The organism is Loktanella sp. S4079, from assembly GCF_000967725.1.
Classification (GTDB): Bacteria; Pseudomonadota; Alphaproteobacteria; order Rhodobacterales; family Rhodobacteraceae; genus Yoonia.
On sequence record NZ_JXYE01000006.1, the window covers coordinates 167182 to 192271 of the forward strand.

At 54.2% G+C, this 25090-nt stretch carries 22 protein-coding genes; 19 read left to right on the plus strand and 3 right to left on the minus strand.

Features of this window, described 5'->3' with window-relative positions; genetic code table 11:
• Positions 1–56 precede the first annotated feature (56 nt).
• From TW80_RS14005 to TW80_RS14020, 4 genes are all read left to right on the plus strand, one after another.
• Positions 57–1046: a hypothetical protein gene (locus TW80_RS14005; RefSeq protein WP_045998046.1), complete on the plus strand. Its 990-nt coding sequence runs from the start codon at positions 57–59 to the stop codon at positions 1044–1046.
• A 97-nt stretch (positions 1047–1143) separates the two neighbouring features.
• Positions 1144–1911: a hypothetical protein gene (locus TW80_RS14010; protein ID WP_157033282.1), complete on the plus strand. Its 768-nt coding sequence runs from the start codon at positions 1144–1146 to the stop codon at positions 1909–1911.
• Between the two features lie 373 nt (positions 1912–2284).
• Positions 2285–3526 (plus strand): MFS transporter, encoded by a 1242-nt coding sequence (locus TW80_RS14015; RefSeq protein WP_045998048.1) that lies wholly within the window; start codon positions 2285–2287, stop codon positions 3524–3526.
• Positions 3527–3581: 55 nt separating this feature from the next.
• Positions 3582–3950 (plus strand): hypothetical protein, encoded by a 369-nt coding sequence (locus TW80_RS14020; protein WP_045998049.1) that lies wholly within the window; start codon positions 3582–3584, stop codon positions 3948–3950.
• A 16-nt stretch (positions 3951–3966) separates the two neighbouring features.
• Here TW80_RS14020 and TW80_RS14025 read toward each other — a convergent pair whose 3' ends face one another.
• Positions 3967–5133, minus strand: a complete 1167-nt coding sequence (locus tag TW80_RS14025) for a Gfo/Idh/MocA family protein (protein WP_045998050.1) — start codon at positions 5131–5133, stop codon at positions 3967–3969.
• Between the two features lie 254 nt (positions 5134–5387).
• On the opposite strand from TW80_RS14025, the gene TW80_RS14030 reads away from it, so the two are divergent.
• The 13 genes from TW80_RS14030 (at position 5388) to iolB (ending at position 19346) form a co-directional block, all read left to right on the plus strand.
• Positions 5388–6395, plus strand: coding sequence for a LacI family DNA-binding transcriptional regulator (locus TW80_RS14030; protein ID WP_045998051.1), 1008 nt, complete (start codon positions 5388–5390; stop codon positions 6393–6395).
• Positions 6396–6460: 65 nt separating this feature from the next.
• Positions 6461–7492 carry a LacI family DNA-binding transcriptional regulator gene (locus TW80_RS14035; RefSeq protein ID WP_045998052.1) on the plus strand — a complete coding sequence of 344 codons (1032 nt, stop codon included), beginning with the start codon at positions 6461–6463 and terminating at the stop codon, positions 7490–7492.
• A gap of 359 nt (positions 7493–7851) precedes the next feature.
• Positions 7852–8790 (plus strand): substrate-binding domain-containing protein, encoded by a 939-nt coding sequence (locus tag TW80_RS14040; RefSeq protein WP_045998053.1) that lies wholly within the window; start codon positions 7852–7854, stop codon positions 8788–8790.
• A 97-nt stretch (positions 8791–8887) separates the two neighbouring features.
• A complete protein-coding gene (locus tag TW80_RS14045) occupies positions 8888–9958 on the plus strand; it encodes an ABC transporter permease (protein WP_045998054.1) in 1071 nt (356 codons plus the stop codon).
• An 11-nt stretch (positions 9959–9969) separates the two neighbouring features.
• Complete coding sequence (locus TW80_RS14050; RefSeq protein ID WP_045998055.1) at positions 9970–10755, plus strand: ATP-binding cassette domain-containing protein; 786 nt, start codon at positions 9970–9972, stop codon at positions 10753–10755.
• A gap of 70 nt (positions 10756–10825) precedes the next feature.
• The gene (locus TW80_RS14055) at positions 10826–11722 is read left to right on the plus strand and encodes a sugar phosphate isomerase/epimerase family protein (RefSeq protein ID WP_045998056.1); all 897 of its coding nucleotides are present in this window, start codon (positions 10826–10828) and stop codon (positions 11720–11722) included.
• Positions 11723–11732: 10 nt separating this feature from the next.
• A complete protein-coding gene (locus TW80_RS14060) occupies positions 11733–12743 on the plus strand; it encodes a Gfo/Idh/MocA family protein (RefSeq protein ID WP_045998057.1) in 1011 nt (336 codons plus the stop codon).
• 8 nt (positions 12744–12751) lie between these two features.
• Positions 12752–13537 carry a TIM barrel protein gene (locus TW80_RS14065; RefSeq protein WP_045998058.1) on the plus strand — a complete coding sequence of 262 codons (786 nt, stop codon included), beginning with the start codon at positions 12752–12754 and terminating at the stop codon, positions 13535–13537.
• A gap of 80 nt (positions 13538–13617) precedes the next feature.
• Entirely contained in the window at positions 13618–15558 is a 1941-nt protein-coding gene (locus TW80_RS14070) for a bifunctional 5-dehydro-2-deoxygluconokinase/5-dehydro-2-deoxyphosphogluconate aldolase (protein ID WP_045998059.1), read from the plus strand.
• A 12-nt stretch (positions 15559–15570) separates the two neighbouring features.
• Positions 15571–17427, plus strand: a complete 1857-nt coding sequence (iolD, locus tag TW80_RS14075; protein ID WP_045998060.1) for a 3D-(3,5/4)-trihydroxycyclohexane-1,2-dione acylhydrolase (decyclizing) — start codon at positions 15571–15573, stop codon at positions 17425–17427.
• Positions 17428–17437: 10 nt separating this feature from the next.
• Entirely contained in the window at positions 17438–18343 is a 906-nt protein-coding gene (gene iolE, locus TW80_RS14080; RefSeq protein ID WP_045998061.1) for a myo-inosose-2 dehydratase, read from the plus strand.
• Positions 18344–18352: 9 nt separating this feature from the next.
• On the plus strand, positions 18353–18550 hold the full coding sequence (locus tag TW80_RS14085; RefSeq protein WP_045998062.1) for a hypothetical protein: 198 nt from the start codon (positions 18353–18355) through the stop codon (positions 18548–18550).
• 1 nt (position 18551) lies between these two features.
• The gene (gene iolB, locus TW80_RS14090; RefSeq protein ID WP_045998063.1) at positions 18552–19346 is read left to right on the plus strand and encodes a 5-deoxy-glucuronate isomerase; all 795 of its coding nucleotides are present in this window, start codon (positions 18552–18554) and stop codon (positions 19344–19346) included.
• A gap of 313 nt (positions 19347–19659) precedes the next feature.
• Here iolB and rhaI read toward each other — a convergent pair whose 3' ends face one another.
• Positions 19660–20925, minus strand: a complete 1266-nt coding sequence (rhaI, locus tag TW80_RS14095; protein ID WP_045998064.1) for an L-rhamnose catabolism isomerase — start codon at positions 20923–20925, stop codon at positions 19660–19662.
• Positions 20926–20934: 9 nt separating this feature from the next.
• Positions 20935–23037, minus strand: coding sequence for a bifunctional rhamnulose-1-phosphate aldolase/short-chain dehydrogenase (locus TW80_RS14100; RefSeq protein WP_045998065.1), 2103 nt, complete (start codon positions 23035–23037; stop codon positions 20935–20937).
• Positions 23038–23225: 188 nt separating this feature from the next.
• Between TW80_RS14100 and TW80_RS14105 the strand changes: the two genes are divergently transcribed.
• Positions 23226–24029: a DeoR/GlpR family DNA-binding transcription regulator gene (locus TW80_RS14105; RefSeq protein ID WP_045998066.1), complete on the plus strand. Its 804-nt coding sequence runs from the start codon at positions 23226–23228 to the stop codon at positions 24027–24029.
• 31 nt (positions 24030–24060) lie between these two features.
• Positions 24061–25053: a rhamnose ABC transporter substrate-binding protein gene (rhaS, locus tag TW80_RS14110; protein WP_045998067.1), complete on the plus strand. Its 993-nt coding sequence runs from the start codon at positions 24061–24063 to the stop codon at positions 25051–25053.
• Positions 25054–25090 lie beyond the last annotated feature (37 nt).

Here is a 25090-nt window from a genome sequence, read left to right on the forward strand (position 1 = left end):
GACACCTGCGAATAATTGGTCGAATATTGTCTACAGATTTCAAAAGGGGCGGGCGATTGCAGCGCGAATTCGGGATTAGTCTATTTTGTTTTGCGAACCTTCTTGCGGCAGAGGCCGTCGCGGATTGTCCGCAAGGGCAAGAGGTCTTTACCTCTTGTCAGATCGAAGGGCGTGGCACTGAGGTGCGAGTCTGTTTTGACAATCAGATTGCGACATATCACTACGGACCGATTGGTGGCCCGGCTGATCTGGTCCTGTCAGAAACCATCGAACGTGTTGATTTTGTGCCGTGGTCAGGTGTCGGTAGTGCGATTAGCGAAGCTGTCACATTCTACAATCTCGACTACGGTTACAACGTAGGCGGAGGGTTCGAACGTCCGTTTTCAGAAGAAGAAATGCGTCTTCCTCAACGGCGTTTTGGATGGGTAGAAGTGACAGAAAGTGGGACGCGTGTCGCGAGCCTGTCGTGCATCCCGGAAACGGTGAGCTATGGATTTGGTGGCGGAATTCATGATGCAAAGCTGGCTGCAGGTCAGACATGGGATTGGGATTCCCAAACCTGGGTTTCAAATCAGTTTCAGTCGACGCCCGTCCTGACAAGCGACCGCGCATATGGCCAAGACTTTGATTGCCTACCAGCGTCGGAATTTAACCTAAATGGTCTTAGAATGGGTGATCCGTTAGCGGCCTTTGCCAAACTTGGAACGCCAGAGGCGACTGATGATGTTTCGTTCAGCGATGAACCGATTGATCGGATGACGTTGAATGGCGCGAATATTGATTTTTACCAAGATATGGTCGTTACGATGTCCGCGACTTCGCCGCGCTGGCAAATGCCTTCGGGCTTGAGGGTGGGCCTGACCCGTGGAGAAGTGATTGCGATCCTTGGTCGCGTGCCTGCAAGCTATACTGCCCGAGCAGAGGATTTCGCGATTCCGGTCTGTTCTGATGGCGATAGTATTGCGTTCTCTAAGTGGTTTGCCCTGATCGCCTTTGGGCAGGACAAGCGGGTCAATGGGCTAACGTTTGTAACGCCCTCAGAGTAACAGACCGCTTTGTGCCACGTGTCGTCCGGAAACCCGGGTGCTGGTCAAATCGCCGCCTAAATCACTGGCAAAAAGACTGATGTCTTGATCAGATCGGATGGCCCATTTTAGTTTGCCTTCAAAGGCGACAACCGTTGAATTTAACTCAAACACATTGGGTAACATGCTGCGAACTTGTTTCATACCACTCTTGGTCCTTGCCCAAGGCGCCGCCGCTGGTCAGTCTTGCGGACCCTACTCAGACGAGGAAAGTGCAAACAATTATGTCACGTTAAGTGCGGGTACCTATCCGGCCGCGGAGCAGGTTTTTGAACGTATAGGGGCGATTGCAAATCCATTTGAAGCGATGGTGCCGCTCAAAGCATATGGTGACTTCATGCAAATGGGGGTGCTTGATCTGGCGCTGCCGACTATCGGGTTTGGCTGTAACTATGATTTGTTTGATGCAAACGGCTGCGCGGGTAGTTTCTTTTTGCCAAGCAATGTCACGAGTGCGACCATGACTGGCGACAGTCTGAGCTTTTCGATGACCAACCCGGATACGCAAGAGGTCATGACTGTGACCCACAAAAACCGTGCCTATGATCGCACTGTTGTGAGTGTCCCGCGCGGCGAGACCACTTGGGAACGGGCAGCAGACGGTACAGAGACATTTCTCAGTATCGCAGTAAATGGCGATGAAACGGGTTACATCGAACACCCAGACTGCTCGGGCAGCGGGCACGTTATCCGCCACAATGAAATGGGATTGCTCAGCACAAACCATTTCTCGTGGTCTGCGGCAACGGGGCAAGCGATGACATTCCAATATAAAATCTGCCGCCATCAAGACCCTGATCCGGGCTGTCACGAAGGTCAAATTTGATAGCTTTCGGCAAAATCTGAACGCAGAGGTTCTGCCTACGCGTTGCACTCTATCGCAAGGCTAGGTGCCGGGCACTTGCCGTCTGCGGGCATAAGTCATGGTGAGGCCCGGTATACAACGTCATCTCACCCTCAAGATATTTCGCAGCTTGATCTCGGGGCAGCCTGACCAGCCTTGGTCCTTGTGACAAATTGCTGAAATCGACAGTCTGTGTTTATCGCAGCGCACTGTTGAGGTGATTGCGACGCGAACCCGTGCGTTAAGCAAATAGATTTGGGGGGCTAACGCGCGTTCCGTAAATGGCGAAATGCAACCCTTCTGACTGATCCGGCATGGCCTGTGCCGCGTATTGAAATTGTAGTCGGAGGGTAGCTTGGCCAATCACGTGACAGTACCATTGATCGCAGCGTTTCTAGCGTCAGCTGGTATTCCGTTGTACATTCACCTGCCGAGCTTTGCCGCCGAATTGGGCATTGGCTTGGGCACAGTCGGGTATCTCTTGTTCGGCCTGCGTGCTTTGGACTTTGTGCAGGACCCATTATTGGGCCGTTTGGTTGATCGTTTTCCAACCTACAGATCGTATTTTGTGTCAGGGGCTTTCGTCGGCATGGGGGTCGGTTTTTGGATCGCCTTCGTGATGCAGCCGAATATATTTGGGTTGGTGTTGGGCTTGGTCCTTGTCTTTACGGCTTATAGCCTCGGCACAATCCTATTTTACGGGCAGGGGGCTGCAATCGTTGGGGCAGGTACTGACAGTGCACATTTGCGCTTTGCCGGACGGCGCGAGACAGGTGCACTTGTAGGGATTGTCGTCGCCGCCATCTTGCCCGGCGTTCTTGGCGGATTTTACGGGGTGCGCCAAGGCTACGCGATTTTTGGGGTGGTGTTGGCAGCCGCCGCGATCGCAATTTGGTTGTTCAGCCGATCATTCTGGACACCCCTTGCGACTGGCAGGCAAGAAAGTCAGTCGTTTCGCGGTCTGCTACAGCCCAGAGTTTTACAATTGCTTTTGATTGCCCTTTTGAACGCGCTCCCTGTTGCGATCACCTCAACACTCTTTTTGTTTTTCGTCGAAGACCGCCTTGTCCTCGGTGATTATGCGGGTCTCTTTCTCGTGCTCTTCTTTTTGACGGCCGGAATGTCAGCGCCATTTTGGTCGTGGGCATCGGCCCGGTTTGGCGCTCGTCAGGTGTTATTGTGCGCGATGAGCCTTGCCATCGTTTCATTTATCGGGGCCTACAGTTTACCTGTCGGGGCGGCATGGCAGTTCGGGCTTATCTGTGCTGCATCCGGGGCTGCTTTGGGCGCAGACATGGTTATTTTGCCTGCTCTATTTGCAAATGTTCTCATGAAGCAAGGCATCGCGACCGGAATGGGATTTGGGGTGTGGGCATTTGCTGCAAAGATTTCTTTGGCACTTGCCGCTGCGATTGTTTTGCCAGTGCTACAATCTTCGGGGTTTTCACCAAAGGGTCCAAATACCGCTGAGGCGTTGCAGCGTTTGAATTTTCTTTATGCGTTGTTGCCCTGTGGGCTCAAAGCCTTGGCAATGGTTTTCGTGGCGCAGCTGCCGCGCGACAAAAAGCACCCGCTTGTGCCTAGGCGCGTTGATTGAACCAAACCCTAACGTCCAACGTAATAAAACCACGCATCAAATGATGAGGCATTCGATGAAAGATATTGTGCTATCGCTGACCCTTTCCCTGATCCCGATGTCGGCTTTTGCGGAAAGCTTTGCCCCTGTTCACGACGAGGCGACGTTTCGATCTTTGGTCGCGGGCAAAGAATTGCGTAACGCGCTCTATGGTGTGCGGCTAAATGTGTTAGGTGACGGCCACATCGAAGGGGCCGCCATTGGCCGCGCTATCAGCGGCAGTTGGAGTTGGCAGGGGGGCTATTTTTGCCGCGCGATGGAATGGGGCAATACGCAGATTCCCTATAACTGCCAGTTGGTCGAAGTACGGAACGGAAATGTTCTGCGTTTTACAGTTGATCAGGGCAGTGGAGATTCGGCGTCATTCCGACTGCGCGACAATTGACTGGGCCTTGAGCACCTTATCCGATGATTTCCCACTTTTTGGTCTCAAGTGAACGTTCCATTGCTTCAACGATCCGCTGGTTGGTCAGGCCAAAGCCAAAATCTGGCATGCAAGGACTGTCCGAACAGATGCCAAAGATTAAGTCCCGCACTTCGATGACTTTGACGTCAAAATAGCCCAAGCCACCACCCGCGAAATCAAACGGGAAAAATGCCGAAAATTGAGGGACTTGGCTGCCTGCAAGCAGGGTTTTAAAGCCTCGGTCACGCTTTGGGTCATCGTAGCGGGCAAGTTTGATTTCGTTAAACCGCTCTCCGTCCATGATAATTGTGCCGGTGGCGCCTGAGACCTCCCAGTAGATGCCGAAAACCTTGCCTGCGCTGACACGACTGGCCTCGATGGTACCACCTGCGCCCGAGGCAAAACGGATCATGGTTTGAATTTGATCCTCATTCTCGACGGTGCGGCGGGGTGCATCGTCTGCGGCTTTGGCGCTGTATCCCGATTGTCCAATGGGTTCTGGGCGGGTGGGAAAATAGGTCTGCGATTGCGCAATGGTTTCTGAAATGTTCCCCATCAAATATTGGGCGACAGAAATGACGTGTGAACCAAGATCGCCCAAGGCGCCCGAGCCCGCTTGTTTGCGCGTGCAGCGCCATGAAAAAGGCAACTCTGGATCGTTGAAAAAACCCTGATCAAACCAACCGCGAAAACGCATTGGCGTACCAATCTCGCCGCGCTCGATGATCTGTTTGGCGAGCATCGCGGCAGGGGTTTTCACGTTGTTAAAGGCAACCATTGTTTTAACCCCTGCCTTTTCTGCAGCGGCTGTCATGGCTTCGGCTTCGGCGACTGTTACGGCCAAGGGTTTTTCACAATAGACGTGTTTACCTGCCTCAATCGCTGCAATCGCCATTTCAAAATGCAAGAAATTTGGAGAGGTGATATCGACAATATCCACGTTGGGATCGGTGACGAGCGCGCGCCAATCGCCCGTTGCTTTTTCAAAGCCAAATCGCGCGGCTGCCTTTTCCGCAAGCGCTGGTGTGGCGTCAGCAAGCATATAGAGCCGTGGTTTAGCTGGTAGATCGGGATAAAGCATTTCAGCGCGCCGAAATGCATCTGCATGTGCTTGGCCCATAAAGCCAGATCCGATGAGGCCGATATTCAGTGTTTTGGGCATGGGGAAACTCGTATGTTTTGGCCGAAGGAAGGGAAATCGTCGCGACTTAGCATCAGTGCAGGCGATGATTGGGCCACGGCTTGCGGTCGCGCTGCTGCGACAGGCCGCCCAATCTGTTTGCGTCGAATGTCACGAAGTCGGTGTGTTTGATCATGATTTTCCTCCTTGGGCCTAAACGGCACAGAGAGGATTTACAAAACACGGGCAGGCCATGCTAAACGTGTTTTGATGAAATTTCCTCAAATGGTGGCAAGATGGGGCGCAAAGTGACGGCAGCCGATGTGGCGCGCGAGGCAGGTGTATCTGCCGCGACGGTTGACCGCGTGCTCAACAATCGAGGTGGAGTTTCCACTGACAAGGAACGCCGTGTGATCGGAGCGGCAAAGCGGTTAAAGCTGGATCGCGCATTGGATCTAAGGGCGGCACGAACGCTGCGTGTTGCCGCGATTTTGCAATCCCCGCAGAATCCGTTTCACGCCACAGTTGGACAGGCGTTTGCAGAACAAAATAGGGGAGTAAACCCGTTTAATATCCAGACGCGGGTCTATGTCGGTGACCCTGCCAAGCCCGAGCAACTCCAGCGTATTATCCAATGTGCAATGGCCACACATGATGCCATCATCACCTGTTTGCCTGACGACGGACCAATTGCGGCTGATCTGGACCGTTATGCCGACACGGGCAGACCCGTCATTGCTTTGGCGGCAGATATCCGGGCCGAAAAGGCAATTTATGTCGGGCCGGATGACTATGCCGGTGGGCGCATAGCGGGTGACCTACTGGGCAGATTCCTGGGTCCAAGCGGTGGTGAGATTATGTTGATCGGCGGATTATGGTCGATGATTGGCCAGGCACAACGACGGCGCGGGTTTGAAGATGTGCTGGTCGCGCGCCATCTGCGTTGCAATGTCGTCCATGTTGCCGAAAGCCGTGAAAGCGGTGATCGCGCTGGTGAACTGGCCGCGCGGGCCTTGCGTGATCATCCTAACATTGCTGGCATTTACAATGCTTCGGCTGGGGGTGTGAAGGTGGCGCAAGCCATTGAGCGCGCAGGACGTTCCGATCTCGTCTATATTACGCATGAATTTTCAGATCAGCGTCGCACGCTTTTGAAGGTGGGGCAGATCGATGCGCTCTTGGATCAAGAGCCTGCCACCGAAGTGGGGATCGCTCTGTCGGTCATCGCGCATCATTACGGGCGGCTGGAAACTTTGGTTGATACAAAAACGCCAATTCGTGTCCATTTTAGAGAGACTTGCTAGTTCTGGCTTGCGCTCAGTGGGATGGCTTCACATCATATGAGGTAATCACATCATAGAGGTGCGCCATGGCGAATAGGCCAACGATCAAAGACATCGCCCGTGAGGCCGGTGTCGGACCTGCAACCGTGGACCGTGTTCTGAATGGACGGGGCAAGGTGCGCGAAGACACAATGCGCAAGGTGGCGATGGCCGCGCACAAAGTAGGCTATCATGCATCTGCGCTGTTCGATCAGCGATTGGATACATCGGTGCCCGAAATGACCTTTGGCGTGGTTTTGCACAAAGGGCGGCAAGAGTTCTACAAGACCTTTGCTTCTGAGATGGAAAGGGCGGTGAAGGAGAGAACCGATATTCGCGGGCGCGCGCTCATCCGGTTTTCATCGGCGCAAACGCCAGAGGCGTTTCTTGACGAAATTCATGTGATTTCTCCCAAGATTGATGCGCTGGCCAGTTCTGCGGTGAACCACCAAAGCGTTACGCAAGAGGTGCAGAGGCTTAAGGATCGAGGGATTCCGACCTTTGCACTGTTGAACGATTTTGCGCAGGGCGTGCGGGAAAACTATTTTGGTCTAAACAACATGCAGGTTGGCCGTGTGGCAGGATGGATGGTTGCGACTGCTGCGCGCTCTGGCGGTAAACTGGGTGTCTTTGTGGGTGGCAATCGCTGGCACGGGCATGAGCTGCGGGAAACCGGGTTTCGGAGCTATGTGCGGGATAGTTCCCCGCGATTTACGGTGCTTGATTCCATCGTGAACCTTGAAACGCGGCAGCTTACCTATGAAGCGACGCTTGAGTTGTTGGCGCGCCATCCCGACCTGCGCGGCCTTTATATTGCCGGTGGCGGAATGGAGGGCGCGATCGCTGCATTGCGCGAATCTGTCCAACCGCATGAAGTTGCAATGGTGGTAAATGAATTGACCGAAGATAGCCGTGCCGCGCTCGCCGATGGCTATGTGACGATGGTGATTTCAACGCCGCTGCGCCAACTTTGCATTGATTTGGTCGATATGATGGTAAAATCGGTGAAGAATGGCAGTTCTACCGTGCCTGGGCAGTCGTTTTTGCAGCCAGAGATCTATCTGCCAGAATCTGTATAATGATGTAAATACATCAAAATGACCCGGATAATTACATCAAGAATGATGTGATATGATGCGCTATCCGTTGACCTAGTGTCATAAGTTGGGCCAGTTACATCCCAGCCAAAGCGTGGAGACATGCCGCGGCAGGGAGGATCACACTATCCGAACATATCGCTGCACGGCGGACCTAAAAGCCCGTCAGTGCATGTGTACCCCTCGGCCTTATGGGCGAGGGTACGGGACACGATTGCCCTCCCTACCAGAATTCCGCTGCACGTCGAGGAGGGCGCGTAGCGGTTGCGGCCCATAAATTGGCCGTTCCGGTATCACAACGAATGACCGACGGGCCGGACGTCGGAATGGGAGGAAACACAATGAAAAAGACCATTCTTGCGGCCAGTGTCGCAACCATGCTCACTTCGACCGTATCCGCTGAAACCATCGGCGTTTCTATGGCCCTGTTCGACGACAATTTTCTGACCGTACTGCGCAACGGCATGATCGACATGGCAGACGAGATGGACGGCGTTGATATTCAAGTCGAAGACGCACAAAACGACGTTGCCAAGCAGCTTGATCAAATCAACAACTTTGTCGCTTCAGGTGTTGATGCGATCATTGTGAACCCTGTCGATACCTCGGCGACGTTGGCGATGACAGCTGCCGCAGAGGCAGCGGGCGTGCCGCTTGTTTATGTGAATCGTCAACCAATCAACGTCGATAGCCTGCCCAACAACCAAGCGTTTGTAGCCTCCAACGAAATTGAATCCGGGACGCTGGAAACATTCGAAATCTGCAAGAATCTGCGGGCGGCTGGCAAAGGCGGCGGAGCGCGGGCCTATGTCATGATGGGCGAGCTATCAAACCAAGCGGCCGTTCAACGCACCAAAGACATCGAAGATGTGCTGGCAATGGACATGTGCAACTTTATTGAGGTCGTCGACCAGCAGACAGCCAACTGGTCACGCGACGAAGCCCAAGATCTGATGACAAACTGGTTGTCGTCGGGTGAACCGTTTGATGCGGTTATCGCCAATAACGACGAAATGGCGATTGGTGCAATTCAGGCGATGAAAGCAGCAGGCATCGACATGGGCGCGGTCCAAGTCGGCGGCGTTGATGCAACGGCAGATGCTCTGGCTGCGATGGCTGCGGGTGATTTGGACGTCACTGTTTTCCAGAATGCTGCGGGTCAAGGTTCGGGCGCGCTTGATGCGGCGCTGAAATTGGCAGCGGGCGAAGAGGTCGACCAAAAGGTTTACGTCCCCTTTGAGCTCGTGATCCCGGCCAATCTTGGCAACTACGCAAACTAACGCTCGCCAAGACGAGCGAAACCAAAAAGTGAAGCGGTGCGTGCTGCCGCTTCACATGTCACGCCGAATAGAGCGTGCAGAATTCTGGGAGCAATAAATGTCGAAATCATCACACGGCATCGGAGGACTAACCTTCGACGACAAAAAGAAAGCGCGCGCGCCAGAGTGGAACGTGTTTTTCGCGCTCGTTTTGATCGTCGCCATCTTTGAGGGATTAGGGGCCATCTTGATGGGTCAAAGCTTGCTCTTTGATACCGCCGACCGCTTTGACAGCATCTTTAACGAAGCCCGCCTAAAGATCATTATCCTTCAAGTGTCGATCATCGGTATTATTGCTCTGGGTGCGACCCAAGTCATCATCCTTGGGGGTATCGATCTGTCGCCGGGGTCGATTGTGGGCGCAACGGCGATGATTGCGATGTCGTTTGCGCAGGTTGCTGAAATCAACGGTATGGCAAACCCCAAACTGATGTTCGCAGGGGTTTCTGATTTACCTGTGATTGTTCCAATCTTTATTGGCATTCTGTGTGGTGTGGTTGCAGGTGCGATCAATGGTGCATTGATTGCTTACACGAAAATCCCCCCATTTATTGCAACCCTTGGCATGATGGTATTCGCACGTGGTGTGGCCAAATGGTGGTCCAAAGGGCAGCCGATTTCTTTTCCGACCGACAGCTACGCGGCGCTTGGCAAGGGGATGACACCTGTCTTTATCTTTATCGCTTTGGCGATCTTGTTCCACCTGATCCTGAAGTACACAGTTTACGGCAAACATACTTACGCCATTGGATCGAATGAACAGGCCAGCCGGATGTCTGGCATCAAGGTCGAGCGTCACAAGGTGCTTGTTTACACAATCGCCGGTGTTCTGGCCGCATTAGCCGCCATCGTGCTGTCTTCCAAAAACCTGACTGCCCAAGCTGGTATGGGGATCATGTACGAACTGGACGCGATTGCCATGACAGTCATTGGCGGCGTGTCGTTGGCCGGGGGTCGCGGTTCGATCTTGGGCACGGTTCTGGGTGCGTTGATCTTTGGTGTCATCATCTCTGGTTTCACCTTTTTGCGCCTCGACGCTTACTACCAAGAAATGGTCAAGGGCGTGATCATCGTCGGTGCCGTTGTTCTCGATCAGTATCGTCAAAAACGTAACGCAGCACGGATGTAAGGAGCAGACAAATGTTGGACTACAGCAATTCCGAAATCGTGCTAGAGACGCGCGACCTGACGAAACACTACGGCGGCGTTCACGCGCTAGAAGGTGCGAATTTCAAGATCCACAAGGGCGAACATGTGGCGATCATGGGCGACAACGGGGCGGGCAAATCCACCTTTGTGCGCCAAATCACAGCCGTTGAGCAGCGCACACGCGGGGACATCATCCTAAACGGCGAGCCGACCCATTTTGATGGCCCAATCAAAGCGCGCGAGGCAGGCATCGAAACCGTGTTTCAAAACCTCGCGCTTGCGGATGATCTAGACGTGCCGTCCAATCTGTTTTTGGGCCGAGAAAAGGTGAAATTCAAACTGGGCCCATTTTCCATACTGGATAACAAAGCCATGCGCGAAGCAACCATGGCTGGTCTGGTCAAGACTGGTGTGAAAATTCCCAACATTCTGAACTCAATTCAGAACATGTCAGGGGGTCAGCGTCAGTGTGTGGCAATTGCACGGACTGCGGCCTTTCATTCCAAGCTGACGATAATGGACGAACCGACCGCGGCCCTTGGTGTGCAAGAGACAGCGCAGGTGGAAAACATTATTCGTACGCTCAAAGAACAAGATGAACCGTTGATCCTGATCAGCCACAATATGCGGCAAGTCTTTGATTTGATGGACCGTATCGTTGTGTTCCGGCGTGGTCGTATCTGCGCGAACCTGCGCGTGGATGAGACAGATCCACAGGATGTCGTCGCATATATCACGGGCGCCAAAACCGGCGCGGAATTCCCCGAAGCCCAATAACCGTTTTCCTTGTCCGCTGTGATTGTGGGCAAGGGTTACCCCCCCCCTTTAATAGCGAAAACCTGTCCCGATGAAACACACACTTGATCCGCATATGATCCGGCATTTGTCCTTGGAAGATACCGTCGCCAAGGTTGCCGCGCTTGGCTATGACTATGTTGAAATGTCACCGCGCCCGGATTTCTTTTCGTGGTGGACCCGCCCAAAGCTCTATCCTGAACGTATCCAGTCTTTCAAAAAAGCGTTGAAAGACAACAATGTCGGCCTTGCCACAATTCAGCCGATGTATCGCTGGGCGTCCCCCTATCAAGACGAATGGGACATGGCGATCGACAACTGGAAGCGCGCGATAGAGTTCGCCGTTGAACTGGAATGTCCGATGTTTGTGTCCGAGTTTGGCCGAGGCGGTTCCCCGAACCGTTCGTTGAACGACAACAGCGGCATTCACCGCCCAGAAGTCTGCGAAGGTCAGTTTTTCAAGGCGATGGATATCCTTGTGCCGATCCTCGAGCGCGAAGGCATCAAACTATCCCTAGAGGCACACCCCGAGGATTGGGTCGAAGAAATTCACCCAGCGATTGATATTATCAAGACCATCAACTCGCCCATGGTCCGTGCGTCATTCATTGCGCCGCATACTTTCTTTTACGGTCCCGACATGGAGGCGAACCTGCGTGCGACTGCTGGATTGCTCGAACATGTTCGGTTGGCCGATACCTATGATCACAACAAGTCCTCAGAGCTGCGCTACATCGTCAATCCGCCAGAAAGCAAAGTGCGCGTCCATCAGCACCTCGACTATGGGCAGGGCGAGATCGATTGGGATCTGTTCTTTTCCACCCTTGCTGACATGAAATTCGACGGCGTTTTGTCGAACTGCGTCTTTGCATGGGAAGACCGCGCCGAAGACAGCGCCCGCTTCATGCTGGCGGAAACAAAACGCTACCTCGACAAGCACTTCAAATAAGGAAACCACCATGATCTTGAAAATCGGCGTTATCGGCACCGGCATGATCGGCCGCGATCATACCCGTCGTATCCAGCAGGTTTTGGCTGGCGCAAAGGTTGTCGCGCTGGCAGACTATTCTGTGGATGCCGCAAAGGCGGTGCAGGCAGATCTGGCCCCCGACGCGACCGTTTATGAAACGGGACAAGAGCTGATCGCAGCAAACACCGTTGATGCGGTATTGGTCTGTTCAACGGGCGCGACGCACGAAGACTATGTGCTGGCCGCGATCGAGGCGGGCAAGCCTGTGTTCTGTGAAAAGCCGCTCGCGACCACCGCAGAGGGTGCGAAACGCATCGTAGACGCAGAGATCGCCGCCGGAAAACGGCTTGTCCAGGTTGGCTTTATGCGCCGCTACGATACGGGGTATGTTGCGCTCAAGGATGCTGTCGAAAATCACACCGGCGCGCCGATTATGGTGCACGCGGCCCATCGCAATCCAACCGTACCAGAGCAATATGTGACGCCGATGGCGATCCACGATACCTTTGTCCACGAGATCGACGTTTTCCGTTGGTTGTTGGATGATGATTACGTGTCAGCCCGCGTGACGTTTCCACGCACTTGCGCAGCGAGCCACGCAAAGCTGCGTGACCCACAAATCGTCACTCTGACCACTGCCAAAGGTGTTGTGATCAACACCGAAATCTATGTGAACTGCAAATACGGTTATGACATCCAATGTCAGATCGTCGGTGAAGATGGTGTTGCCTATCTGCCTGAACCGCAAGCGATCACCATGCGCCTCAACGCAAAGCGCCAAAACGAAATTCTGACGGATTGGAAAGACCGCTTTGTCGCCTCTTATGATGTTGAATTGCAAGATTTCATCAACGCGGCTGCCGAAGGTACAGCGTCAGGCCCGTCGTCTTGGGATGGGTACATGGCCGCGGTGACCTGCGATGCCTGCGTTGCGGCGCAAGAATCTGATGGAAGCGCTGTCACCATCACCAACCCAGAGCGTCCGGCTCTTTATAGCTGAGGTTAATCATGCGTTTTGCAATGAATCATATCGCAGCACCCAAGCTGCCCCTCGACGAATTTTTCGCGATGTCCATGCGTCTCGGCATTAGTGAGGTCGAAATTCGCAATGACATTCCCGATGTTGTCAGCGCCATACCCGCCCATGACGTCAAGGCGCTGGCAGTACAGCATGGTGTCACGATCCTGTCGATCAACGCGCTTTATCCATTCAATAGCTGGTCTGATGATCTGGCCGACCGGGCGACCGCGATGGCCGATTACGCGGCGCACTGTGGGGCAGGGGCGCTGGTCATGTGTCCATTGAACGATGGCAATCCCGTCGCGTTTGATGATCTTGTTGATGCGCTTGGTATGATGAAGCCGATCCTTGATACGCGCGGCCTGCACGGTTTGGTCGAGCCGCTAGGCTTTCCGATTTCATCAATGCGCACAAAGGCGACAGCCGTAGAAGCAATCAAAGCTGCGGGCGGGCAGGGCACTTACAAATTGATGCATGACACGTTTCACCATCACCTTGCGGGCGAGACAGAATTCTACCCAGAATTGACGGGCCTTGTGCATATCTCTGGCGTGACGCATCCCACCATTGCGGTTGACGAAATGCTTGATGAACACCGTGTCCTTGTTGATGCCGCAGACCGTCTGCACAATATTCCGCAAATCAAAGAATTGCTTGATTTGGGCTATGATGGTCCATTCAGTTTTGAACCGTTTGCTGCGGAAATACACGGACTTCGCGATCCCGAAGCCGCTTTGGCGCAGTCAATCTCATATGTGAAATCTGCGCTTTGACCATACCTCCCCGGGGGCCGGGCGGGCGACCGCTCGGCTTTTGGAGTTTCCAACGATCACCGAACTTACAGGCACCTTCAATGACCAAAGACCTAGATGTTATCACTATCGGCCGGGCAGGCGTTGATTTGTACGGCGCGCAAATCGGCGGGCGCCTTGAGGATATGGGATCGTTCGACAAATACATTGGCGGGTCTCCGACGAATATCGCATGTGGTGCAGCCCGCTTGGGGCTGAAGACGGGATTGATCAGCCGTGTCGGTGACGAACACATGGGGCGTTTTATTCGTGAGCAATTGGCCCGCGAAGGTGTAAACACCAAAGGCGTCGCAACCGATCCAGAGCGGCTTACCGCCTTGGTCATCCTTGGGATACGTGATCAAGAACAATTTCCGCTGATATTCTACCGCGAAAACTGTGCGGATATGGCGCTCTGCGAAGATGACATTGACGAGAGTTACATCGCAACCACCCGTGCAGTGGTGGCCACAGGCACCCACCTGAGCCATCCTCAGACAGAAGCCGCGACGATCAAAGCACTTAAACTTGCGCACAAATATGGTGCGCGCACGGCCTTGGATATCGACTACCGACCAAATCTTTGGGGTGTGGCGGGGCACGGCGACGGCGAGAGCCGCTTTGTCGAGAGCGAAGCGGTAACAGCAAAGTTGCTGGCAACCCTCCATTATTTCGATCTAATCGTCGGCACCGAAGAAGAATTCCATATCGCGGGTGGATCAACCAACACCGTCGAAGCCCTGCGCAAAGTACGTGAACATTCGACCGCGACACTGATCTGTAAGCGCGGCGCGTTAGGTGCTGTCGCATTCGAGGGGGCAATCCCCGATAATTTGGACGCGGGCCAAAGCGGAGAAGGGTTCCCAATCGAGGTTTTCAACGTCCTGGGGGCGGGGGATGGGTTCTTTTCAGGCCTATTGAAGGGGTGGATGGATTGTCCGGATGTCCAAGACATCGACTGGCCAACCGCCCTGCGCTACGCCAACGCCTGTGGCGCGTTTGCGGTATCGCGTCACGGCTGCACGCCCGCGTACCCGTCGCTCACCGAGCTGGAATTCTTTCTCGAGCGGGGCGTAAAACAAGCGGATTTACGTAACGACCCCGCATTAGAGCAAATTCACTGGTCGACGACTAGGCACACACGCAATGACGGAGATTGGTCCAGCCTGCGGACTTTTGCCTTTGATCACCGGATGCAGCTCGAAGAGATGGAAGGCTATAGCCTCGATAAAGGCAGCGCGTTCAAAGAACTGTGTCTAAAAGCTGCTTTGGAGGTCAAGGGCGATCAGGATGGTTACGGCATTCTGACCGATAACCGGATCGGGCGCAGTGCACTTCATGCTGCCTCTGGCACGGGCCTCTGGATTGGTCGTCCGACTGAATTGCCCGGATCGCGTCCGATTGCGTTTGAACCAGAGCTCGGTGAAGACTTTGGTCAGTTCAAAGAATGGGCCCGCGAAAACGTGGTTAAGCTGCTAGTGTTTTGCCATCCCGATGATGATGCCGAAACACGGGCGCTCCAAGAAAAACGGGTGAAGCGATTGTTCACCGCCGCCCGGCGCAACAACCTCGAATTCCTACTCGAGATCATACCCTCAAAGGTTGGGCCAATAGATGATACAACGACCGCGACCCTGATCCGACAGTTCTATGCTGCGGGTATTTATCCCGATTGGTGGAAACTAGAGCCCCTGAAAACGCAGGCAGCTTGGGCCAACGCCGTCAGCGCAATTGAAGAATATGATCAACACACGCGCGGTATCGTTGTGCTTGGTTTGGATGCACCAGAGGCCGCGCTCTCGGCGAGCTTTGAAATTGCGGCGCAGTTTTCTTTGGTCAAAGGATTTGCGGTTGGCCGCACGATTTTCGGGGATGTGGCCCGTCACTGGATGAAGGGCGAAACCGACGACGCAAGGGCCGTTGCGCAAATGTCAGAACGCTTTGCACGCCTCTGTCAGATCTGGGACGCCGCAAGTGAAAATGCCCGACTCAATGCCAATTAAGGATCGTAACCCATGGTAAACACAATCCGACTGACTGCCGCTCAGGCAATGGTGAAATGGCTCTCGGTTCAGCTGACACCTGATGGTGACCGCTATATTGACGGGATGTGGGCGATCTTTGGGCATGGCAACGTTGCCGGGATCGGTGAGGCGTTGCATGCCTACCAAGACGTCTTTCCGACGTGGCGCGGACAGAATGAACAAACAATGGCGCATGCTGCGATTGCTTATGCCAAGGGCAAAAAGCGGACCCGCGCCATGGCTGTGACCTCTTCCATTGGGCCGGGATCGACCAATGTGGTGACTGCCGCCGCTTTGGCGCATGTAAATCGCCTGCCGATCTTGATCGTGGCGGGGGATGTTTTTGCTAATCGCCGCCCTGATCCCGTGCTGCAACAGGTCGAAGATTTCGATGATGGTACCGTTTCGGCCAATGATTGTTTTCGCCCAGTGTCGCGGTATTTCGACCGGATCACCCGGCCCGAACATATCTTATACGCGTTACCGCGCGCGCTGCGTACGATGACGGATCCAGCCAATTGCGGTCCGGTGACGTTGGCATTTTGTCAGGATGTCCAAACAGAGGCCTATGATTACCCGGTGACATTTTTCGAACCAAGAGTGTGGCGCATTCGCCGCCCGCAGCCTGATCTTGGCGAATTGGCACATGTCGCTGAATTGGTCAAAGACGCGCAGAACCCGGTGATTATTTCGGGCGGTGGAACGATCTACAGTCAGGCCGAAGAGACCTTGGCGACGTTCGCGAGCGCGCATAACATTCCGGTAGCAGAAACACAGGCAGGCAAATCGGGCCTGTCCCAAGATCACCCCATGAATTTGGGTGCTTCGGGTGTGGATGGATCGGCGGCAGCAAATGTTGCATTGGAAAACGCGGATCTTGTCATTGGTGTCGGCACAAGATTGCAAGATTTCACCACCGGTTCACGTACATTGTTTCGCGAAGATGCGACGCTCGTTTCGATAAATATTCACGGATATGATGCTGCGAAACACGGCGCACAGAGCCTTGTTGGCGATGCGAAGGTAACGCTGGAGGCATTGTCCGCAGAGCTTGGGGCGTACAAGGTCGCTAAATCCTACGTAGCTGCACGTGAAGATTGGCTCCGTGCCGTTGATGCCTATTGCGCCCGCCCTGACGACCAGTCCGCAAATCCCACTGACGGCCAAGTGATCGGCGCGGTACAACGCGCCACCACCGAAACGGCGATTGCTATGTGCGCCGCAGGTACAATGCCCGGTGCGCTCAAGCTGCTCTGGCAACCGTCGCAAGGCGGCTATCACATGGAATACGGTTACTCTTGTATGGGATACGAGGTCGCCGGTGCGATGGGGCTGAAACTGGCTTGCCCTGATCGCGAAGTGGTCTGTTTTGTCGGGGACGGGTCCTATATGATGGCCAATTCCGAACTGGCGACCGCAGTCATGCGGCGCATTCCATTCACTGTGGTTCTGACGGATAATCGTGGCTATGGCTGCATTAATCGCCTGCAAACAATGGGTTGCGGCGGGGAGCCGTTCAACAACATGTATGTCGATTGCAACGTAGATGCGCAGCCCGAGATCGACTATGTGGCCCATGCCGCATCAATGGGTGCCTTTGCCGTCAAAGCAAAGGATACCGATCAGCTCGAGGCCGAGATTGTCGCCGCGCGAGATCGCAATATTCCGACCGTGATCGTTATCGAAACCATCGCCAAGGATTTTCCCGGTACGGGGATCGAAACCACGGCGGGGGCGCACGGTTATTTTTGGGACGTGGCCGTTCCGCAAACATCGGACCGTCAAAAGCAGCGCGACAGGTTTGTCGAATATCTGACGCAGATCTCAAAGCAATCGCTTGTGAATTAAGGAAAGACCCATGATCCAGTTCGGCACAAACCCAATCGCATGGGCCAACGATGATGACCAAACCATTGGTGCGGACATTCCCACCGCGCGTATTCTGACCGAGGCCGGGCAACTCATCGGCTTTGATGGGATAGAAAACGGCCACCGCTGGCCACAAGATGATCCCGAAGCGCTTCGTGCACTTTTGGCACAGCATGGGATGCAATTCATCTCGGGCTGGTATTCAACGGAGCTGTTGACCCGCTCTGTCGCCGAAGAAATCACGGCGGTGCAGGGCCATCTGGCTAAACTCAAGCACAATGGATGCAAGGTATGTATCGTTTGCGAATGTTCCAACACCGTGCATGGCAATCCTGAGGTTGCGGTAAACGATCGTCCGCGCCTGACGGCGGCTGAGATGGTCTCCTTTGGTGCAAAGATGGAAACATTCGCTGCATATCTTGCGAGCGAAGGGATCATCCTCGCGTATCACCATCACATGGGTACTGTCGTCGAAAGTCCGGCAGACATTGATGCCTTTATGGCGGCAACGGGGCCTGCGACGTATCTGTTGTTTGACGCCGGTCACTGTGCCTTTGGCGGAGGAGATCCGGTTTCTGTGCTGCGAAAACATATCGCCCGCGTTGCACATTTTCATGCAAAGAACATCCGGGCGGACGTGACCGCACGTGTGCGAACCGAAGGCATGTCGTTCCTGGCGGGTGTTTTGGCAGGGGCGTTTACCGTGCCGGGTGATCAGGATGGCGCTATCGATTTCGGGCCGCTTCTCACAATCCTTGCTGAAAACGATTATGACGGCTGGATCGTTATCGAAGCCGAGCAAGATCCGCATTTGCGAAACCCGCTATTGTACCAAACACTTGGGCTTCATACGCTCAAGCGGATAGCCCGTGAAACAGGGCTGATCCCAGCCTAAGGAGCATTTATGTTAAACGCGAACGATCCATTCTACCGCCCAATTTGGCGCCGCGCTGTGATTGTTGCGCTGTGTCTGGGGTGGGGGCTGTTCGAGGCCCTGAGCGGCAGCCCGGGCTTTGCGGTGATTTTCTTGGCCTTGGGCGTCTATGCCACCGTTCGTCTGTTTGTGACCTACTCCCCTGAAACCCCGTCCGAGGAGGACTGATATGTCTGATCTTCTGAAGCGGCCTTTTGGCACGCATGGCAAGGTACACCAGATCACGCCCCAAAGTGCTGGTTGGAGATACGTTGGCTTTGATCTGATCAAGTTACGCGCAGGCGAAAGCTGGAGCGAAAAAACCGACGAAAACGAGGTGATCCTCGTGATGGTCGAGGGTAAGGCCATCATCAACGCCGCGGGCCAGAATTGGGGCGAATTGGGCGAGCGTATGAATGTGTTTGAGAAAACACCGCCTCATTGTCTTTATGTTCCAAATGGCAGTGATTGGTCGCTTGAGACCACAACCGACGCCACAATTGCTGTTTGCAAGGCACCGGGTCAATCTGGCCACGAGGCACGCAAAATTGGGCCCAACGGGATTGAGCTGACCCAACGTGGCGAAGGCGTTAACACACGCTATATCAACAATATTGCAATGGAAAACGAGGACTACTGCGACAGCCTGCTTGTAACCGAAGTCTTTACGCCTGCAGGGCATTGGTCATCATTCCCAAGCCATCGCCACGACGAAGACGATTTCCCGCGCGTGACATATCTCGAAGAAACCTATTATCACCGAATTAACCCCGGAGATGGTTTTGGTATCCAGCGTGTCTACACGGACGATTTGCAACTCAACGAAACAATGGCTGTCCATGATGGTGACGTGGTCTGCGTCCCACGCGGGCACCACCCGTGCGGCGCGCCATATGGATTTGAAATGTACTACCTCAACGTGATGGCCGGCCCCCTGCGCAAATGGCGCTTTGTCGCTGCACCCGAAGTCGCACATCTGATGTGAACTTTCTGCGCAACGCGCGGGTGGTCTAGTATATTACATAATCTTGATTATGAGGCATGCGATTGGTAGCAGCAAAGCTAAAATGTCACCAATCAGTAACCAACACCACCCGGCGAGGCATACTCACGCTTCTTGTTATAATACTAGTTCGAACGCGCTTGTTGTGAACCGCCTTTGGGTAGAACTCGTCAGATGTGAGTGAGCCAACTGGCCGGCGCGCGGATTAGTTTGACGTGTCATCGCGAGATTTGCGATGACACGCTCAGTTTGGTGAATACGCGGGGGGAATTTCAAAGGGCTAGAGGCTGACGCCCTAAACGATGCCCCCGCCTGCGCCTGATACTTTGGGACGTGTTTCTGATACTTTTGCGCGATAGCCTGATGCCCGGTAGGTCATGATGGGGGCGATTGCACCGCCGGTTTCGAACCTTGCCATTTGCAGGATTGGATCGACATCTGTGCGGAATGCTTGGCGCAATGTGGCTGACGCCATGAGCGCGTCATTATCCGATTGGTAGCCCGCTAACGCGTCGCGGTTCACCAATGATGCCTGTACAAAGGCGCGCTGGATTTCCATCGCTGAGATCATCAGGCTTTCGATCGGGTCAGTCACATTGTGCGACTGGTCGATCATATGCGACAGGTTCAAATCGGGGCTCTCGGCATCGACCAATTCGTTCCAAACAAGAAACATCCGATATGGATCAATGGTGCCGCTATCGAGATCGTCGTCCCCGTATTTAGAGTCGTTAAAGTGGAAACCACCCAGTTTGCCTGCACGGATCAAGCGGGACACGATCATTTCGATATTTACGTTCGGCGCATGGTGGCCCAGATCGACAAGGCATTTTGCCTTTTCACCCAATTCCTGCGCGATCATGAGGGAAGTACCCCAGTCCTGCACGACGGTTGAATAGAACGCGGGCTCATACATTTTATGTTCGCTGAAAAGCTGCCAGTCGTCTGGCAAGGCCCCGTAAATCTCTTGCATTGAGGCCATGTAACGGTCGAACTGACGGCCCATATGCGTTTGCCCCGGAAAGTTTGATCCGTCGCCAATCCACACGGTCAGTGCGCTTGATCCGATGGCCTGGCCAATTTCGATACAGGCAACGTTGTGATCAATCGCCTGCTGGCGCGTTGCGGCATCAACATGGGACAGTGAGCCGAACTTATACGAATGCGCTTGATTGGGTTGATCCTGAAACGTGTTGGAATTCATCGCATCAAAGCCAAGGCCGTGTTCATTGGCCTTTGCGAGCAGTGCCTTAGGGTCGGCTTGGTCCCATGGGATATGTAAGGATACGTTGGGTGTCGCGCGGGTTAATCCGTGGATCACCCCACAATCATCCAGCTTGTCAAAAATGTCGCGCGGCTCGCCCTCGCCCGGAAAGCGCGCGAACCGCGTGCCCCCCGTACCGGTCCCCCACGATGGGACGGCGACAGCAAATGTTTTGGCGCGTTCCTTGATCGCATTTGCGTCGATACCGCGTCGATCCAGATGTTCGGCCAATGCATTGTAATCCGCATTCAGCGCGTCGATGCGTTTGGCGTTTTCAGCGTCGATATAGTTCTTCATGGCGAAACCTTAGCGCGTGAATGCTTGGACGTTGCCAGCGTCAACGTTGATGATGTTGCCAGTGGACTTGGCCGAGGCATCGGATGCAAGGAAATAGGCCGCTTCGGCAATGTCCTCGGGCAGGACGGACCGTTTCAGCATGGACCGATTGCGGTACATTTCTTCTAGGCCCTCTTTGTCGGTGCCATAGGTGCCCGCCCGTTGTTCGAGCCATTCGCCCTCCCAAATTTTGGACCCCTTGAGTACGGCGTCGGGATTCACCACGTTCACGCGAATGCCAGCCTCTGCACCTTCCAGCGCGAGACAACGGGCCAGATGGATTTCTGATGCCTTTGCAGTGCAATAGGCCGAAGCATTGGGCGACGCTGCCAGCCCGTTTTTCGAGGCAACAAAGACGACCGCACCGCCGATGTTTTGTTGGCGCATTAGCTTGAATGCCTCGCGGCTGACAAGGAAATACCCGGTCGATAGGATATCCATGTTTTGGTTCCACAAGGCGAGCGATGTTTCCTCGACCGGCGCGGATGACGCGATGCCGGCATTGGAAACCAATACATCAACCCCGCCAAATTCAACGGCAGTATGGGCGTATGCATCAATGATTGCCTGTTCGTCAGTGACGTTCATCTGAACGGATCGCACGACATCTGGCCCAAATGTATTGGCAAAGCCTGCGCGGACCTCTTCCAATGCATCGGCGTTGATGTCAGCCAGCATTACGCAGGCCCCTTCGGATAAATATCGATGGGCGGTGGCGGCCCCGATCCCGCCTGCGCCGCCCGTGATCAATGCAACCCGCCCTGCCATTGATTTTGGTTTGGGCATACGCTGAAGCTTTGCCTCTTCTAGTAGCCAATATTCGATGTCGAACGCTTCTTGTTCTGGCAAGCCGCAATATTCAGACACAGCAGACGATCCGCGCATCACGTTGATCGCGTTGACATAGAACTCGCCTGATATACGTGCAGTCGCTTTGTCTTTGGCAAAGGTGATCATCCCGACACCGGGCACCAGATAGACAACCGCATTTGGATCGCGCAAAGCAGGTGAATCGCTGTGTTTGCAGCGGTCGTAATAGGCGGCATAGTCGGCGCGATAGGCCGCAACCTGATCAGGCAGCCCGTTTAGCACCTCGTCGATATTGTTCTGGGCGGGGTCGAAATTCACGACCAAGGGGCGAATTTTGGTCCGCAAAAAGTGATCGGGGCAAGATGTGCCCAACGCGGCTAATGGTTCCATATTCTTAGAGTTCACGAACTCGAGAACGGCGTCTTGATCGTCGAAATGGCCAACCATATGCTGCTGGCCCGATACCATGCCACGGATCGCAGGCATCAGTTTCGCAGCAACCGCGCGGCGCGCGTCAGCGTCCAGCGACGTGTGGATTGCGCCCCCAAATGCTGCCTGACCTGCGGTTTTGTCTGCAAACCAATCCATCGCTTTTTGGATGATTTCCAGCGTAAGTTCATAACACGCCTTTGCGTCGTCATCCCATGTGAACAAGCCGTGCGATTCCAGGACCACCCCTTTGGCATTGGGGTTTTCAAGGCAGAATTTTTCTAACCAAAGGCCCAACTCATAACCCGGTTTTTTCCATGGCAACCAGCCAATTTCGTCGCCAAAAATCTCGGCCGTGAGTTCATGCGAATTCTTTGATGCGGCAATTGCAATGATCGCGTCGGGGTGCATGTGGTCCACGTGTTTGCGTGGCACATAGGCGTGAAGTGGGGTATCGATGGATGCGGCACGTGGGTTCAGATTCCACGTACAATGGGGCAGATACCCAACCATTTCGTCTTCGAATGCGACGCCGCGGTACACGCCCTTAAGGGCACGCAGCTTATCCATATAGAGCGTGGCAAACCCGTCCATCTTGATCGAACCAACATCGCCACCTGAGCCTTTGACCCAAAGAACCTCGACCTCTTCGCCGGATAGCGGATCTTTTTCAAAGACCTTCGCAGAGGTATTGCCGCCACCGTAATTTGTAATCCGCTTGTCAGATCCAAGCAGGTTTGAGCGGTACAACAGTTTTTCAGATTCTGACATGGATGCGGCTTTGGCGTCATCCCAGCCGTTGATAAGGCTCTGGCCTTTATCGGTTTTCGACATGATTTCCTCCCTTCGCGCGCAAAAGCACGATACATAAATCGACAGTAGAACTGACTGGGGTGCGACTGAATGTCAATCATAAATGATCATATATGATCGAATGATGCGATTATATGACTGATAATGACAAATAATGATTGACACTGCCCGTCTTTTTCACGCAACATCCAATTCTGAGGGAGGAATCAATGCACGAAACGGAACGCCATAGGGTGATTTTATCTGCCGTTCAGGACCGTCCGGTCGTCACGGTGATTGATCTTTGTGGGCTAACTGGTGCATCCGAAGCCACTATTCGTCGTGATATCGCGACGTTGCACGAAAGCAAGAAGCTGCGCCGTGTGCGCGGCGGTGCCGAAGCCCTGACTCCACCGCAAGTGTTTGGTTTGGCAGGGCGTCCGTTTGCGATTAACGAAACGATCAATATCAAGCAAAAGCAAGCAATCGCGCGCGCTGCTGTCGCATTATGCGACGATGGAGACCCAATTATCATTAACGGCGGGACCACGACTTTTCAGATGGTGCACCCGTTGGCGACGCGCCGGGTGCAGGTGTTTACCAACTCGTTCCCAATCGCCGAGCACCTTTTAAAGAATTCAAAGAACACAATCATGCTGTCGGGTGGTGTGATTTACCGTGAACAAAACATCGTGCTGTCCCCGTTTGAAAATGACGTGACCAGCAATTTTTACGCCCGCCGTATGTTTATGGGCGCACAAGGCATCGGGCCCTTAGGTCTGATGGAGGCGGACCCGCTATTGATTCAAGCCGAACAGAAACTGATCGGCCAAGCGGATGAATTGGTGGTTCTTGTGGACAGTTCAAAATTCGAACAGCGCAGCAGCCTTGTGCTGTGTGGGCTGGACCGGATCGACACCGTCATCACCGACGAGGGGATTACGGATAAGACAGCGGCCATGTTGGACGCCGCAGAGGTTAAGCTGATCGTTGCCCCTGTCGAGGCTGCGAACACTGAGGAGGCGACCTCTTAGTTCCGCGATTACACTGTTTAGGGAGGATGAAATGAGTGTAATGAAGAAAATTATGTCGACCGCGGCTGTCTTGGCTGCGTTTACGGCTTCGGCTGCGCAGGCCGAGGATATGCGTATCGCATTGGTTGTTAAGGCACTGGGGATTGGTTTTTTTGAGGCAGCCGCCCAAGGCGCTGAAGAAGCCGCAACCGAACTCGGCGACGTTGAAATCATCTACACAGGTCCGACCGACACCACTGCTGAGGGTCAGATTGAGGTGATCAACAGCCTTATCGCACAGGGCGTTGATGCAATTGCGATTTCGGCCAATGACCCTGATGCTGTGGCCCCTGCCCTGTCACGCGCAATGCAGCGTGGCATTACAGTTATTTCTTGGGATTCTGGCGTCGCCGAAGAAGGGCGAATGATGCACCTGAATCCATCATCGAACCCGCTGATCGGGAACATGATCATTAAGTTGGCCGCCGATCACTTGCCAGATGGCGGCGAGGTTGCGGTGCTGTCAGCCTCGGCCACTGCGACGAACCAGAACATCTGGATCGACGAAATGCACAAGGTGATGGGCAACTACCCCGGCATCGAAGTCGTCGCCACCGTCTATGGCGATGACCTTGCCGATAAATCCTACCGCGAGGCGCAGGGCCTGATGCAGTCCTATCCTGATCTGGATGCGATTATCGCGCCAACCTCTGTCGGTATCGTTGCCGCCGCGCAAGCCGTCGCCGACGCTGGCAAAGCTGGTGAAATCAATGTGACCGGTCTGGGCCTACCATCCGAGATGGCGGGTGCCATTGAATCCGGCGCATCAAAGTCGTTTGCGATCTGGAACCCAATTGACCTAGGGTATTCGGCGACCATGATTGCGCATGCATTGGCCACCGGCGAGGCAACAGCCGAACCCGGCGCGTCAATTCCAATGGGGCGTATGGGCGCTGTAACGTTGGACGAGACCAACTCTGGCGCGATGGCAGATCCGTTTGTCTACGATGCATCCAACATCGCTGATTTCGTCGACATTTTCTAATCTCTTACTGGGCCGGCGTCATCCTGATGGCGGCCCG

Coding starts and splice junctions, on each gene's coding strand:
- rhaS (WP_045998067.1), top strand. CDS start 24,061: ATGAGTGTAATGAAGAAAATTATGTCGACCGCGGCTGTCTTGGCTGCG.
- rhaI (WP_045998064.1), bottom strand. CDS start 20,925: ATGAAGAACTATATCGACGCTGAAAACGCCAAACGCATCGACGCGCTG.
- TW80_RS14100 (WP_045998065.1), bottom strand. CDS start 23,037: ATGTCGAAAACCGATAAAGGCCAGAGCCTTATCAACGGCTGGGATGAC.
- iolE (WP_045998061.1), top strand. CDS start 17,438: ATGATCCAGTTCGGCACAAACCCAATCGCATGGGCCAACGATGATGAC.
- TW80_RS14070 (WP_045998059.1), top strand. CDS start 13,618: ATGACCAAAGACCTAGATGTTATCACTATCGGCCGGGCAGGCGTTGAT.
- iolB (WP_045998063.1), top strand. CDS start 18,552: ATGTCTGATCTTCTGAAGCGGCCTTTTGGCACGCATGGCAAGGTACAC.
- TW80_RS14085 (WP_045998062.1), top strand. CDS start 18,353: ATGTTAAACGCGAACGATCCATTCTACCGCCCAATTTGGCGCCGCGCT.
- TW80_RS14050 (WP_045998055.1), top strand. CDS start 9,970: ATGTTGGACTACAGCAATTCCGAAATCGTGCTAGAGACGCGCGACCTG.
- TW80_RS14065 (WP_045998058.1), top strand. CDS start 12,752: ATGCGTTTTGCAATGAATCATATCGCAGCACCCAAGCTGCCCCTCGAC.
- TW80_RS14105 (WP_045998066.1), top strand. CDS start 23,226: ATGCACGAAACGGAACGCCATAGGGTGATTTTATCTGCCGTTCAGGAC.
- TW80_RS14025 (WP_045998050.1), bottom strand. CDS start 5,133: ATGCCCAAAACACTGAATATCGGCCTCATCGGATCTGGCTTTATGGGC.
- iolD (WP_045998060.1), top strand. CDS start 15,571: ATGGTAAACACAATCCGACTGACTGCCGCTCAGGCAATGGTGAAATGG.
- TW80_RS14055 (WP_045998056.1), top strand. CDS start 10,826: ATGAAACACACACTTGATCCGCATATGATCCGGCATTTGTCCTTGGAA.
- TW80_RS14060 (WP_045998057.1), top strand. CDS start 11,733: ATGATCTTGAAAATCGGCGTTATCGGCACCGGCATGATCGGCCGCGAT.
- TW80_RS14045 (WP_045998054.1), top strand. CDS start 8,888: ATGTCGAAATCATCACACGGCATCGGAGGACTAACCTTCGACGACAAA.
- TW80_RS14020 (WP_045998049.1), top strand. CDS start 3,582: ATGAAAGATATTGTGCTATCGCTGACCCTTTCCCTGATCCCGATGTCG.
- TW80_RS14035 (WP_045998052.1), top strand. CDS start 6,461: ATGGCGAATAGGCCAACGATCAAAGACATCGCCCGTGAGGCCGGTGTC.
- TW80_RS14010 (WP_157033282.1), top strand. CDS start 1,144: ATGGCCCATTTTAGTTTGCCTTCAAAGGCGACAACCGTTGAATTTAAC.
- TW80_RS14030 (WP_045998051.1), top strand. CDS start 5,388: ATGGGGCGCAAAGTGACGGCAGCCGATGTGGCGCGCGAGGCAGGTGTA.
- TW80_RS14040 (WP_045998053.1), top strand. CDS start 7,852: ATGAAAAAGACCATTCTTGCGGCCAGTGTCGCAACCATGCTCACTTCG.